This is a genomic window from Legionella pneumophila subsp. pneumophila str. Philadelphia 1 (genome assembly GCF_000008485.1).
In the GTDB taxonomy this organism is placed as follows: Bacteria; Pseudomonadota; Gammaproteobacteria; order Legionellales; family Legionellaceae; genus Legionella; species Legionella pneumophila.
In genome coordinates, this window is record NC_002942.5 from 2972382 (window position 1) to 2985420 (window position 13039).

A 13039-nucleotide genomic window follows, 5' to 3' on the forward strand; every position below is an offset into this window, starting at 1 on the left:
ATTTAAAAATAGTATTGATTTAAAACAGATGATTAAAACAGAATTTTTCATTCAAATGCTTATCCAATTTAGGTAAACTAGTTGTCTTTCTCAAGCGGTGCAGGAAAAAATATTATGAATTATGGATTAACTCATACCCCCTCATTAACCACGAGCGAATGTCTGGTGTTAGGCGTTTTTTCAGATTTGGCGCTACCAGATTTTGCAAATGCAATTGATAATGAACAGCAAGGCCTGATTAAAAAACTTTGCCAGAGAGTCCCTGAACCAGGAAATACTGTATGGCAAACTGATGTTGAAGGACATAGCCTATTAATCATTCAGTGTGGCAAAAAGGAAGAGTTTAGTGCTAATTCACTCCAAAAACGTGTAGGAGAAATTACCGAAGCATTAATTAAACAGCGTTTCTCTTCTGCCACCGTGTGCTTGCCTCGGTTAACTCAGGAATCTGCTGAATGGCAGATAGAGCAAATGATTGTTCAAATCGATAATTTACGATATCAACTTCTTGATTTTAAAACGAAAAATGCAAAAAGTCATAAATTGGAGTCGGTAATATTCCATCTGCCTGGAGCTACTGAAAAAAGCCTTGAAATGGCCAAAGCCATTGTTACCGGAGTTGAATTTTGCCGTGATTTAGCGAATATGCCGGCCAATATTTGTACTCCGACTTACCTTGGTGAGCAAGCCATTTTATTATCCAAACAATTCGACCAAATAAGCTGTCAAGTGATGGGGCCAGAAGAAATAAAAGAAATGGGTATGGGCGCATTATTAGCCGTTGCCCAAGGAAGTGACCAACCCCCAAGATTGATAGATGTTCATTATCACGGTAACAAAAACTCAGCACCGGTCATTCTTGTCGGGAAAGGCATTACTTTTGACTCAGGAGGCTTATCTATAAAGCCGGCCAACGCCATGGATGAAATGAAATACGATATGTCTGGCGCTGCCAGTGTGCTGGGAGTTATAAAAGCCTGTGCTTTGCTGAAATTGCCAATTAATCTTATCGGCATTATAGCCAGTGCTGAAAATTTGATAAGTGGCTCCGCTGTAAAATCAGGAGACATTGTAACCACCATGTCAGGACAAACTGTCGAAATTATCAATACCGATGCGGAGGGTCGATTAGTACTAGCAGACGCTTTGACTTACGCGGAGCGATATAATCCTGATTTTGTAATCGATATTGCTACTTTAACAGGAGCGATAATCGTCGCTTTGGGCAATATAGCTACTGGCTATATGACTAGAGATGAACAGCTGGCCAAATCAATCGAACGTGCCGCTAATGAAAGCCAGGATAAAGTCTGGCGTATGCCACTGGATGAGGCCTATCAAGATGCTTTGGAAAGCCCATTGGCTGATATGATCAACGCCGGCTTTGATCGCAGTGCAGGAAGTATTACTGCCGCCTGTTTCTTATCACGGTTTACTGAAAAATATCGTTGGGCCCATTTGGACATCGCGGGAACGGCCTGGATTTCTGGAAAGAAGCGTAATGCAACAGGGCGTCCTGTTCCTTTATTAATTCAATTATTGCGCCATGTCGCCAATTCGCGTTGATTTTTACTTATTAGCCAGCAGCCTTCCAGAATCTCGCTGGTTGGTTGCTTGTCGTTTAATAGAAAAAGCCTATACCAAAGGACATACTATTTTTGTTTTTTGCGACAATCAGCAACAAGCAGAATACCTTGATGAATTATTATGGACTTTCAAAGACGACAGTTTTATTCCTCATAATTTGCAAGGTGAAGGACCGGAGCCTCCTCCTCCCGTACAAATTGGCTATCAAAAAGAACCCAGAGGCTTTACAGATATCCTGTTGAATTTATCCACCAATATTCCAATTTTTTATACCCGATTTAAAAGAGTCATTGAATTGGTGAGTAATGTAGAACATGAGAAAGAAGTGAGTCGATTGCACTATAAAGAATATAGGCATAAAGGCTGTGAGCTGCACACACACTCCATTGAATAAATACTCAACTACCCGCTGGATTTTTAAGCTTATTATGCATCCGCTCCCCAATGGTCGCTGCTCGGATTATAATAAATAAAACTGAATGGCGACCATTAGGGAGCGGATAAAGAAGGCTGGAAAATATGCTGTTACATTTCAACCTGGTGATTTTGAATGAGACCACAGCACATCACAATCCTTTTTTTCGGCGGCTTGCAATAAGTGAATTAAAGGGATTGCTCGTTTAGCCAAACTGATATCAGGCTCACTATCCTCATCGTCTTCTAGCAGTTTATTTTCGCTTTTTATTTTTTCCAGCCCTTGTTGTAAATGATGCAAAGCATCAGGTACATTTTCAGACTTAATAGCACCGGGGATTGTGCCGCCATGCCCCATTAACAACAATAATTGTTTTGCCACATTTTCAAAATAAGTAATGTTCTCATATGCATCACAACTAAAAGTCACAAACATAACTAGCTCCCAACTGAAAATTCTATCCGTAAGTCTGTAATAAATACTCAGCAACAGCTCGCAAGCCCATTGCTTCACCACCTTCTGGCTTTCCTGGCTTACTTACTGCATTCCAGGCCATGATATCAAAATGAACCCATGGTATTGATTTTGTCACAAATCGTTGTAGAAATAAGCCGGCAGTAATAGCCCCAGCATAGGACGAAGAACTGGAATTGCTCATGTCTGCAATATTCGAATTCAATAACTCTTCGTATGGTGAAAATAAAGGCAACCGCCAGACAGGGTCTGAGACTTTATTAGATGCCGCTACTATATCCTGAGCCAGTTGATCATGATTAGAAAACATGGCTGCAATTTCAGTTCCGACAGCGACACGAGCAGCACCTGTTAAAGTAGCAAAATCAATGATCAAATCTGGTTTTTCTTCACAAGCCTTAACCAAAGCATCTGCCAGAATCAATCGACCTTCTGCATCAGTGTTTTCTATTTCTACGGTTAATCCGTTGCGCATGGTTAAAACATCTCCTGGCCTAAAAGCATTCGGACCAATGGCGTTTTCAACAGCGGGGATTAATACCTGTAATCGAATCGGCAAACGCTGAACCATGATCCACTGGGCTAAACCTATGACGTGTGCGGCGCCGCCCATATCTTTTTTCATCAAACGCATGCCTGATGAAGGTTTGATATCAAGCCCGCCGCTATCAAAACAAACACCCTTTCCAATCAAAGTTACGCGTGGATGTTTCTCATTTCCCCACTGCAAGGATAATAAACGAGGCGTTAAAGCAGAAGCTCTTCCAACCGCATGAATGGCAGGAAAATTATCCTTTATCAATTCCTCTCCAATCCATTGTTTAAAGTAAGCCTTGTGTGTTTTAGCCAATTCTTCGACAACATGAGCTAACGATTCTGGCCCCATATCGCAGGTTGGCGTGTTAATTAGATCGCGCACGAGAAATAAAGAATTCGCCAAGGATAAAATATAATCCATATCATTTGCCTCAACAATTAAAACTCGAGGCTGTAACTCGTACTTTTTATACTCATCAAATCGATATTGCGCTAATGCCCAAACTACGCCAGACTCACGACTTAACTTATCTTGAAATTGATAGTTCCCTGGAGGCAATAAAAGTGCTGCATTGGCCAAAGCACTTTCCTGATTGCCAGTTCCCGATCCAATAAAAGCTTTTTCAATCACGCCATCCGCATTGAGGATAAAACAATAATCGCCTAATTTGCCCTTAAACTGGCGTACAGAAAAACAATTTCGTTCCATGGGGGTTAGATTTTCAATTCCTTCGTCCCATTGTGATTGAGAAATGAGATGGACAGGAACTATCCTATCGCCGCAACTTTTGTAAAATACTTCTGCTTGCATCTTTTTAATCCTTTATCTGGCCACGAAAGTGGCTAGGCCTAAGCCCTATTATACCTAAAACTAATAAATAGATGACTACGGTGACGAACACATGAGCTAATAACAAGCTCAAACGCATCAAAGGAGAGAAACCAAGCCAGTAAGTCGCTGTTCCACTCATAAAATATAAATAAACCCCAATGGCAAAATTGGCTATCAACAACTGCATACTGTATTTCAGCCATCCGGGAGATGGTTTGAACAATCCCCTTTTAATCAAGAGAAACAGCAAAATAACACAATTCACATAACCAGCTAATGCTGAAGCCAATGTCAAGCCAGCATGAGCCAAGTGCCAGACAAATATGAAACATAAAAGAGTATTAACTACCATGGCTATGGCACCCACTTTTACAGGGGTACTGATGTCCTGACGAGCATAAAAACCAGAAGCCAACACTTTTACTACCATAAAGGCGGGAACTCCCATGGCAAGAGTAATCAAGCTTTTTTGAGTTTGTAATAAATCATAGGCAGTAAATTTACCATAAGCAAAACAACTGGCAATCAGAGGCAAGGCAAAAAAGGACAATCCCAAACCGGCTGGAATTCCTATTAATAAAATCGAACGCAGCCCCCAATCCAAAGCGCGAGAATATTGATTAATATTTTGTTCTGTGTGTTTTCGGGACAGGTGGGGCAAGATAACTGTCGCAATCGCGACCCCAAAGACACCCAAAGGAAAATCAGTTAATCTGTCTGTATAGTATAACCAAGAGACACTCCCTACCTTTAGAAAAGAAGCAAAAATACTATCTATCATCAAGTTAAGTTGCGCAATTGAAACGCCAAATAAAGCTGGGATCATTAACTTGAGTACTTTATTGACTCCTGGATCATCCCGAACAACTCTCGGCCTGATAAGCAAATGTCGTTGATACAAAAATGGTAATTGAAAAAGCAATTGCACGATACCGGCAATCAACACACCCCATGCCAAACCAACAACGGGTTGTGGCAAATCAGGGCACAAATACACCGCAGCAAGTATCATACTGATATTAAGCAAAACGGGAGTAAAGGCTGGAACCCCGAAATAACCATAGGTATTTAATATTGCCCCTGCCATTGCTGTTAAGGAAATAAGCATTAAATAGGGAAAAGTGATACGAAGCATCTGAGTTGCCAATTCAGCCCGGACGCTGTCATGATGGAAACCTGGCGCGAATAAAAAAATAATAACAGGCGATGCTACAATTCCCACTACAGTGACCAGGGTTAATATAGAACTCAAATAGCCTGAAATCCGAGCGATGAAAGTACGAACGTCTTCAGCAGAACGCGTTTTTTGATATTCAGCCAATACCGGGACAAACGCTTGAGAAAAAGCGCCTTCCGCAAAAAGGCGCCGCATAAAATTTGGTATCCTGAAAGCAACAAAAAAAGCATCCATGCCAGCTTGAGCCCCAAAAAAATTGGCAAGAACCATATCTCGTGCAAACCCTACCATCCTTGAAATAAATGTCATTAATGAAACAAGGGAAGTGGATCGTATCAAGCTTTGTTTTTTAGGTACCATAATATCCGTTGTCAGCATGATGTTTTAAATAGATAAAAATTTTCTTTATGATATACTTAAACTGGCGCGAGTTCGATATAAAAAGCATGGAAATACCTCTTATATCTGGTTAAACTGGCATTATCCAGTAAAACACAACACATCAGGATATGGGTTCCACTGCAAATGAAGTCGAGCATGGTATCAAATGAGTAAGTGAATCACCTGAAATATTGGTTTTACAGGATTTATCCGGATAATAAAACATTTCAACATCAACCTGCGTTAAAACAAATACATAAATACAAAAGGTTCAAAGCAGGTCTATTGACAAATTCTAACTCATTGTGCAAGATCTACATCTTTTGCAACATCTGATTGAGTGGAGATTTTTAAGTGGCAAATATCAAATCAGCGATTAAGCGTGCACGTCAAAACGTCAAATTGCGTCAACATAACGCCAGCGCGCGTTCCATGTACCGCACCTACATTAAAAACGTGCTGAAAGCCGTAGAGTCAGGAGATCAAGAAGCTGCGCGTGCTGCTTATACCAAAGCACAGCCAGTGATAGACAAAGCCGCTAATAAAGGCTTAATTCATAAAAACAAAGCAGCACGTATTAAAGGCCGTCTGGTTGCACGTCTTAAAGCTATGGCTGCCTAATCGAGAGTTTCCGTCGCTCTAAGTTCGAAACTACCGAACCGGAATTCCCGGTTCGGTTCCCTAGTGTAGCCCGTTGGAATAATTGCTTGCCTCGATGAGGGGTTTTTCATCATCTGTTATCCTGGGTTCTTGGCTTTGATTCCCTTTGATAAAAGTTGAATAAAAATAATCTCTACCCATTGCTGCTGCAACCCCCTGGAAAAAGCCTAACATACTTAATGGTTGAGCAGGGAACAGCAATGCGGCTAATTTTCTTTGTGACTGCATGTGTATCACTATATCCAATTCCGAGGACATGGCATACACATTTTCTCTGGCTATTTTTTGCTCATTCTCTACTTTTTCTATTTTGCCCTGTAACTCTTTTTCCAAAGAACAAAAAGGCGCCATCATCAATTTGGCAAATTGTTCTGTAATTGCTTTTAAATGTGAGCGATTCACTTCAATGCTGTCGATTGTCGGGTTAGTAAAGCCATTTGTAGTAAAGAGCCATGTGGCTACCTCATTAAGCATGCTATGCCAAGGTAAAGAGGGTAGTAAAAATTTTGTTAGCCAATACCTGTCGTCTTTTACAGAGGAAAAAGCGGCAACCAGGCACTCAACAAAGAAATTTAATGATTCATTAAAGTACATTATCCGTGCATCCAATTGCTCCTTATAAATCCCTAAACACTCATGACAAAAATCCGATGCCAATTTATATTGTTTTTCTGCTATCTGCAGACGCTCCGCATAATACTCTACAGTTTCACGACCCTTTTCGACATCGCGCCACTCCTTATTGATACTGCGTGCCATGCGATAAGCCAAATTTAAGCCTCTAAAATGAACATTAGTTTGGACTTCAAAGGTTAACTCCTCCAATGTATGCAATTGTTCCATTAAGGTAGTAAGTTGGCATAATCTCTTGATTACTTGATTATTTTCTCCTGAGTGGCATACATAAATCACTCTGGGCACTGTTCTTGAGTTGAATTGCTCGGGGAAATTTTCTGAGTGGATCAAAGACGAGGATTGCTCCAGACTATGCTGCGGAAGTTCATCCTCCGATTGATTGACCAATATTGCATTGCGGATCAGGGGAAAACCTGTGGCTTTTAATTGCTCCTGCATTGCTTCTTTTGTCGAGGCTTGAAATGCATTGAGCCAATTTGCCTTATCTTTTGAATTGATTGCTTCCTTTTGAGTATCCAGCCAATTTTTGGCTAAAGCATACAGTCTCTTTTTAGCCAATTGAACTTGGCTTTGTAAATCATTTATGGTTAAAAACATCCTTTTATGCTCACTTGTTTGCTTGAGTGTCCTTAATCTATCACTCTAAAATACATACTTCAATCAAAAAAATTCATTCATAAGCGGATATTTTAATGCAAATTGTTTATTAATAAACAACATGGATTACGTAAAAACAAAGGTCAAGGCAAAAAACATTTTTAATGAGGTGGTTTTTATAAACTAAATGACTGAATTAAAACCATTTTTTAACGAAGAGATTAAGAGATTTCATAAATCCTTTTTTATTTGATATTAATTCCTAAAAAGGGTTGGTCTTTATCAGTCCCTCAACACCAACCCAAGCTGGAATCACAAAAAGCTCATGAACTGGAATCTATTCCACAACCTCTACGTTGCCAAAGGTTGTGGAGATAAAGCAATTTTCCCCTCATTGTCTTCTAGCTCGACATGATCCTCGCAATAGGTGCGTCCGATAATTTTACAAAGATTAATTTTATCCTTCCTGGATAAGTAAGAAGCTACTGCTTCCACCATATTTTCAAATCTGTTTTCGCTAGTTTCTTCATAGGGAAGGATATTTTTATTTTCCATTGGAGCATTATCGTCAATTTGATAATTATCCACAATGGCCATATAAATGCTGTTAAATAGCGATTTTGCTTTTTTAATTTTGCCTTGTAAGGTTCTTTCTTCCGCACTTCTTGGTGCTGAAAATAAAGAAAGCGCCCAGCCATACCAACCTCCAAGTTTAAGTTCTTCTTGCTTAGGCTCAATAAAAGAAAAGGCCTTATAACATCCAACTACCTTATTGATTAATTCATCTTTATAAGGCCGATATTTTTCAGGTAAATTGCTATTGATTAATAACCACTCCAGGCGTTGCAGTTTTCTGACAATTGCCTTCACTTCTTCGCAATATTCCCCATCTATTTGAAATAATTTGATTGTCTCTTCAGATAATGCTTCAAGTTCTTGCGGAGGAACTGTCCAATAAAGCTTTACTCCAGGATCCTTCAAATCACGATAGTGCACAACGTCTCCTGAAGATTTCCTATGCTCCCGTAAAGGACCCGTACTATGTAAAAAAATTGACTCCATTGGCCCACTACGTCTGGGCACTGTGGGATGTTCACCATATTCTGTAAGGCGTTCAATTTGCTCCTTTGATAATACATAAGACAGCAATGATAAAGCTTGTGTTTTACAGTTTTGTGAAAGAGCTAAACTAGGCCCAAACAATCCCCAGGACAAACGCAACTCAAAAGGTTTTAAGCGAGCTTCCCGCCCTTGTTGCTCCGCTTTAATTTTTTCAGTCGCATAAATCAATCTTGAAAATTGTTCGTGAGGATAAATTCTGGTTTTTTCAGGTGGTTTCCCTTTAATGCCCTGCGTTTCGACAAACTCATTTATCGCTGTTTCCTGATCGGTTGCCATCTGCAAACACTTTTTTTGTAATAACTCAAAATCGTCTTTGGTTAACTCAAAGGTAACCCCGCGCAAACCACATCCCTGATCGAGAAATCTGAGCTCTTCATGCCGCAACATTCCATGATTGCCAATCAAATCAACATCCAGCCCCATTTTTATTTTCAATTGATCTAACCAAGAACTATTACGATTGGTTGTCGGTAATCCATAAAATCCCCAATTATCAACAACTTCCAGCAATTTACTGGTTTCGTCCATTTTTGAAAGCAATAGACAACTGTGCCACAGTGGATTACTCCCTACCTCCTGATCTGTAGTACAAAATGTAACAGCATATTTCATATCACCACCCTCATCGATTTGTATCTAATTATTTGACCTTGATTAAATAGAACTTTTGCCCAAGCCGATTCTTTCATTTTATTGCTGCTTTGCAAACATTTCTGCGTTGCTCATTAACTGCATTATAAACTCCGCTCCTCAAAACGTTTGTACCTTGCCCTAAAAAATAATTGGCTTAGACATAAAGCCTAACTAACAATTTAAATCTCTAAAAGATTATTTTTAAAATTACAATAAGACATGGCTACACTTTCGTAAATAGCCAAGATGAGCGCAATCCTTCATGTGTTTAATATAATCGAGGCAACAAATGCAGGCTGGGCCTTGTGGCCCAGAAAAATCGGATAATTGATTAGCAAAATTGAAACATCATCTGTTAAATGGCTCAAAGAGCCGAGCAATGATCTTAACCCAAGTTATTCATTAATTTGGCTTGATTCAACTGCTCATAAGCTCGCTTTGCAGGAATAAAATTGGGATATTGCGTCACCAGACGTTGCAAGATCATTCTGGACAAAACCTCCTCCCCATGATTCCATTCATTTAATGCATCAAAATAAATCATATCAGCGCTTTGGCCATCAAATTTGGGAACATTATTAAATAACACGGGCTCGACATAACTTACTTTACCCTGGGTTTGTGCATCTAATCTTTGCAATACTCTACGGGCCTGTAAACTTCCATTTTCACTCGCTTGTTGTAATAGCTCACGGCCTTTTTCGGGTAGTCGTTCGCCTGCCGTTCCCTCAATATAATAAGTACCTAATTGATATTGAGCATAAGCATTTTGCTTTTGTGCCAATTTTTGATAAATACTCGCTGATCTTTTATGATCCTTTTCGACACCAAGACCATAATGATACATTCTTGCCAAAGCCAGCATTGCTTTTTCATTACCTTTATCAGATGCATCCTGGTAATACCGTAAAGCATCTGGAAAATCCAATTTAACACCAACACCAGTTTCGGATAATAAACCGAGGGCATACAAGGCATTCCCATTACCTAAGCTTGCAGCCTTTTTATACCAGACCAAAGCTTGTTGTTCGTTTCTTGGTTGCCCCAAACCATAAAAATACATTCCAGCCAATTGACTCATCGCTTCAGGAGCACCTTTCTCTGATGCTTCTTTAAACAAAGATAACGCTTTGGAGTAAGTGACGGGCACACCCTTGCCATACTCATACATTAAAGCCAAATTATAAGCGCCTAACATATCTCCTTTTGCTGCTGCATTTTCATAGGCTTTTAGTGCTTGAGCATAATCATCATCTACCGTTTCATAAATAAAACCTAATGCTACATCGGCTTTAGATAAATGTTTCGCTGCTTTTTGATACCAATATTTGGCTAAATTATAATCAGGCTCCCCTGTTTCACCTAGTTGATAAAATTGACCTAATAAGTATTGTGCTTCAGGATTGCCTTGTTCTGCCGAAGCAGTATACCAATGTTGCGCGCCAGCAAGATCCGGTGCGGCACCCAATCCTTTTTGTAGCATATAAGCCAACTTTAATTGTGCATATTGATCGCCTTTATCAGCTAAGCCCTTATAAATTTCCTTAGCTTGATTCATTTGTTCAGGAGCACTGCTTTGAGATAAATAATAATCTGCCAATACTATCCCCGCATGACTATTCCCTAATTTATAAGATTCAATTAAATTGGGTAAAAAGTCTTCCCCTGATTGTTGCTTAAGTACTGCCAGATTAAAGTCGGCATAGGAAAATTGGGAGTTTGCAGATTGCCTCAGCAAATCCAATCCTTTTTCCTTATCCTGTGCGACCCCTTTTCCTTCTGTTATGTAAGTACCCAATATAAACTGACTTACGGGATTTTGTCCGGCTTGTTGATACCAGTACATGGCCTTGGCTGGATCAGCTGTTATGCCTATACCACGGTCATAGAGCATTCCCAGTAAAAGAGCAGCGTTCTCATTACCTGTTTCAGCTTGCTCTTCAGCTACTTTAAATGCTTGTTCCTGCTTTTGCCTGTTATCATCCATCGCATTATAAAATGCCAATGGCAACAATGCCTCTGCCACTTTATTCTTCACAGCACCTTGGTATAACTTTCTTATTAAGGCAATTTTTTGTTTTCTGACATCTACACTTAAACCATTGTTGTAGTCTCTTGCCAAATATTCTGCCAACTCATATTCTGCCGGACCATAATCATTGGCCGCTGAAAGATAAAGCATGGCCATAGCTTGCTCATCATTTGCTTTAATATACTCTTTTCCATCAGGACCAACGATCCCCTGGCGCAATATCCGTGCCAATACATATTGTGCTCTCTTATTCCCTTTGAATGCGGAATCAGTCAGCCAATTTAATGCTTGTTGGTAATCATTTTCGTCTTTACCGCGTTTCAGATAAAGTATTCCCAAATTATATTCAGCACCTAAGTGCTTTTGTTCTGCGGCATTCTCATAAAAAATAATAGCCGAAGCATCATCTTGCATTAAACCAATGCCATATTGAAACAATTGACCAATTTCAAATTGAGTTTGGGCATTTCCAAGTATTGCCCTGAAATACAAATAATTGACCACAGACATATAATTGACAGTCCGCTTCCAATCTCCTGTCCAAATGTCCATCAAATCAAAACTGCCAACTTCGCTATCATCATAATTCGCGTCGGTATAAGGAACTGGCAAGTTGAGCTTTTGTACAACAGGACTATTAGTCCTCTCTAGAGCTTCTACGAATGGGTTAAGTCTGTAAGTTGGATAAGCCCATTGATTTGATTGAAACTCTACTTGTTTACTGATTAAAGCATCATAGTAATTGCTTATAGGAATACTGTTAGGCTGAGTCAACTCAAATTGTGGTTTGAAAATATCCTGACGAGAGATGGTTTCAAGCTTAGGTGCTTGATTATAGCTATTATTTCTCAAGGCAGACGGATTATTCCATGGGCTAAATATACCATTCATCTGGTAAGCCGTCTCTTCCAATTTATCCGTTCTGTCATTACTTAGCCATAATGCAGCTTGGGCAAGAAGAGGAGGCTCTGCATTTTTCTTCTCATTTTCTGCTGCTTTAAGAGTCCATTGTTTAGACAATTCCTCATCAGCCGCTACGCCAATCCCTTTTTGATATAAATTGGCTAATTCTTTTTGAGCTTGAACCGAACCATTCTGGGCTGCTTTTAGTACAAATAAAAAACCTGTTTTTGGATCATAAACTGGACTTTTATCTTGTAAATAAATATGGGCTAACTCAAGAGTAGCTTCTGTACTTTGTTTCGCGGCCTTATTAAGCCATTGAATAGCCTCATCGTATTGATTTTGCATTAAAGCCAACTTACCCAACTCAAGCATGGCTGGAGCATATTGTTCTGACGCTGCTTTATTTAATAATTCAACACCTTTGGCAGTATCTTTGGTAACCATTTGTCCGGCCACATAAAATCTGCCCAATTCTGTTAAAGCTTTTGGATCTCCATTTTCTGCTGCTTTATTCAGCCAAATGATCCCTAATTTTTTATTACCCGCATGCTTACTCTCTAAGAAATACTTTGCTAAGGTGTATTGAGCAATAGGATTACCATTTTTTGCTGCATCAATATAATAACGTCTCGCGATATCTGTATTTTTCTTGACGCCAACACCATATAAATAAGCTGCCGCCATAAACATTTGTGCGCTCATATCTCCCACTGCGGCTGCCTGCTTAAACCAACGAGCAGCTTCTTCCGGATTTTTTTCATGGAGCAAACTGTATTTGGCCATGAGCAGGACAGCAGGTAAATATCCTTTTTCCGCTGATTTGGTAAAGTAGCGCATCGCAACACGATTGTTTTTTAACTGCCCATATCCATAGAGATAAAGTCGCCCTAAATAGTATTCGGCAACAGCATCCTGACCTGATTTAATGATTAGGGGCTCAGCTGCTTCATTATAATTGCCTAATCTATAAGCATTGAACGCCTCATTGGCAAAAGCCTGTTGGCCAGCTGACGCGACTAAAACACACACCCAAGGTACTAGTGATTTCAT

General features: G+C 39.7%; 9 protein-coding genes. 3 read left to right on the forward strand and 6 right to left on the reverse strand.

Going from position 1 to position 13039, the window contains the following annotated elements; translation table 11 throughout:
- Window positions 1–114 precede the first annotated feature (114 nt).
- Both LPG_RS13280 and LPG_RS13285 read left to right on the forward strand, forming a co-directional pair.
- Complete coding sequence (locus tag LPG_RS13280) at window positions 115–1566, forward strand: leucyl aminopeptidase (protein ID WP_015443991.1); 1452 nt, start codon at window positions 115–117, stop codon at window positions 1564–1566.
- Complete coding sequence (locus LPG_RS13285) at window positions 1547–1981, forward strand: DNA polymerase III subunit chi (RefSeq protein WP_010948332.1); 435 nt, start codon at window positions 1547–1549, stop codon at window positions 1979–1981. Before LPG_RS13280 ends, LPG_RS13285 begins: the two co-directional genes overlap by 20 nt.
- Before the next feature lie 138 nt (window positions 1982–2119).
- Here LPG_RS13285 and LPG_RS13290 read toward each other — a convergent pair whose 3' ends face one another.
- From LPG_RS13290 to murJ, 3 genes are read right to left on the reverse strand one after another with little or no spacing between them, the layout of a single operon-like run.
- Window positions 2120–2437 (reverse strand): DUF1840 domain-containing protein, encoded by a 318-nt coding sequence (locus LPG_RS13290; protein WP_010948333.1) that lies wholly within the window; start codon window positions 2435–2437, stop codon window positions 2120–2122.
- Window positions 2438–2459: 22 nt separating this feature from the next.
- Window positions 2460–3824 carry a leucyl aminopeptidase family protein gene (locus LPG_RS13295; protein WP_010948334.1) on the reverse strand — a complete coding sequence of 455 codons (1365 nt, stop codon included), beginning with the start codon at window positions 3822–3824 and terminating at the stop codon, window positions 2460–2462.
- 4 nt (window positions 3825–3828) lie between these two features.
- A complete protein-coding gene (gene murJ, locus LPG_RS13300; protein WP_010948335.1) occupies window positions 3829–5400 on the reverse strand; it encodes a murein biosynthesis integral membrane protein MurJ in 1572 nt (523 codons plus the stop codon).
- A 357-nt stretch (window positions 5401–5757) separates the two neighbouring features.
- Here murJ and rpsT point away from each other — a divergent pair, with 357 nt between their 5' ends.
- Window positions 5758–6024: a 30S ribosomal protein S20 gene (gene rpsT, locus LPG_RS13305; RefSeq protein ID WP_010948336.1), complete on the forward strand. Its 267-nt coding sequence runs from the start codon at window positions 5758–5760 to the stop codon at window positions 6022–6024.
- A gap of 60 nt (window positions 6025–6084) precedes the next feature.
- On the opposite strand, the gene LPG_RS13310 is transcribed toward rpsT, so the two are convergent.
- From LPG_RS13310 to enhC, 3 genes are all read right to left on the reverse strand, one after another.
- Complete coding sequence (locus LPG_RS13310; protein WP_010948337.1) at window positions 6085–7296, reverse strand: lpg2637 family Dot/Icm T4SS effector; 1212 nt, start codon at window positions 7294–7296, stop codon at window positions 6085–6087.
- Between the two features lie 351 nt (window positions 7297–7647).
- Entirely contained in the window at window positions 7648–9030 is a 1383-nt protein-coding gene (gene mavV, locus LPG_RS13315; protein WP_010948338.1) for a Dot/Icm T4SS effector MavV, read from the reverse strand.
- A 406-nt stretch (window positions 9031–9436) separates the two neighbouring features.
- Window positions 9437–13039: an enhanced entry protein EnhC gene (gene enhC / locus LPG_RS13320; RefSeq protein ID WP_010948339.1), complete on the reverse strand. Its 3603-nt coding sequence runs from the start codon at window positions 13037–13039 to the stop codon at window positions 9437–9439.